The organism is Aeromonas sobria (assembly GCF_000820145.1).
GTDB classification, from domain to species: domain Bacteria; phylum Pseudomonadota; class Gammaproteobacteria; order Enterobacterales; family Aeromonadaceae; genus Aeromonas; species Aeromonas sobria.
In genome coordinates, this window is record NZ_CDBW01000007.1 from 441 (window position 1) to 1,942 (window position 1,502).

A 1,502-nucleotide genomic window follows, 5' to 3' on the forward strand; every position below is an offset into this window, starting at 1 on the left:
CCATTGGCAGTACCGGAAGCCGTAATGGTCACATTACCCGGCGCTACGCCTGTCGCGAGACCCTTGTTATCAATGGTTGCTACAGATGTATTACTGCTGTGCCAGGACACTATTGGATTATCAGTAACATCAATAATTGTGCCATCATCGAGCAATGCAGCGACAAAAAACTGCTGATTTAGGCCAATAGGCACAGCAGCGATTGCCGGGGTTACTTGTAATGACCTTATGGGCATTGAGGCGTTACCACCTCCACTACCTTGAGAAGGTAACCCACTACCATCCCCACCACAGGCAGACAGCAGCATTGCGAACATTGAGAAAACGATTAATTTCATTAAGTTCATTGGTTTATTCCTTCAGTTGCAACAGGTGGCTCAACGCTGAATGCCGGAGACGTCAATGTTACACGACGGTTCTGTGCGCGCCCCGCATCAGTTAGGTTATCTGCAATAGGTTGAGTCTCCCCCTTCGCATCAATAATCAATCTAGATGCCGCAATTCCCTTACTCTCAAAGTAGCTTGCTACTGACTGAGCACGACGTTCTGACAACTGTTGATTATAGGCTTGGGAGCCACGATTATCGGTATGGGCTTGAATAATCACTTTTGCCTCGGGATAATCGAGTAGTCGCTTGAGGGGCTGTTGTACTGCGTTCACCATAACGGGTGTAAAAATGGCAGAGTTGCTTGCAAAAAGCACCTCACCAGCTATGTCACTTAACTGTAGGGTCATGGCATCAATCTTTTCAGGCTGCACAGGTGCTGCATGTGGTTTTGCAACTATATTGGTTGCAAGGTTTGGCTCTACGTTTTTAAAGCCGAAGCGGTAATTGATGCCTGCACTAAGCAGGTTTATGCTACTGCCACCGGTGTTACTACCACCTACATTATGGAACCATTGGTATTCTAGGCGAGCAGAGATATTATCAGTAATTGCTATTGCAAAACCGGCACCCAGCATGGGGGACCAGCCATTATCACTAGCGCTATGTCGATAGCCGACCTCGTCGCCAGTTACATCGGTCCACCATGCTAACGTGCCAATCTTGGCAAACAGCGAAGTACGTTCATTCAAATCCCAATAGGGTTTCGCTCCGAGCTCAAGCCCTTGTATCTTGCCGGTATAAGTGGCTGTAACATTACTGTGCCCTAGCGCCGGATAGCCAGCTCGAATATTTCCGAAGTAGTTGTAGCCAGCTTCCAACGCCAACCAATCATTGAGTTCGTAACCGGCAAACACACCAGCACCTAGTGCATCGTTATCGCACTCCAGATGTTGGTTTTCGCAAGCATTGTGCCCATGTACCCAGCCAGTCTTGGCGCCGACATATATCCCATTCTTGGCAAAGAGGGGGAGCGATAACAGCAATGCTGATAAGCCAATATATGGATTAATATTCATTGACGAATTCCTTCCACTCGTTTTGTTAAAAACTATACACTGCACTGCAAAATGCTAGACTAGCTCAGTATAAGCTAGGTATGGGTATGGGTATGGG

General features: G+C 47.4%; 2 protein-coding genes. Both read right to left on the minus strand.

The annotated features are described in order from the left end of the window. Positions 1–347: Ig-like domain-containing protein (locus tag BN1135_RS04930; RefSeq protein ID WP_042019289.1), on the minus strand; the 347-nt coding region annotated here is incomplete at its 3' end. Continuing rightward, complete coding sequence (locus tag BN1135_RS04935) at positions 344–1,405, minus strand: OmpA family protein (protein WP_042019292.1); 1,062 nt, start codon at positions 1,403–1,405, stop codon at positions 344–346. The genes BN1135_RS04930 and BN1135_RS04935, both read right to left, overlap by 4 nt. Positions 1,406–1,502: the final 97 nt, after the last annotated feature.

Bases quoted from the DNA above. Each gene is read 5' to 3' on its own strand.
- BN1135_RS04935 (WP_042019292.1), bottom strand. From the start codon at position 1,405: ATGAATATTAATCCATATATTGGCTTATCAGCATTGCTGTTATCGCTC.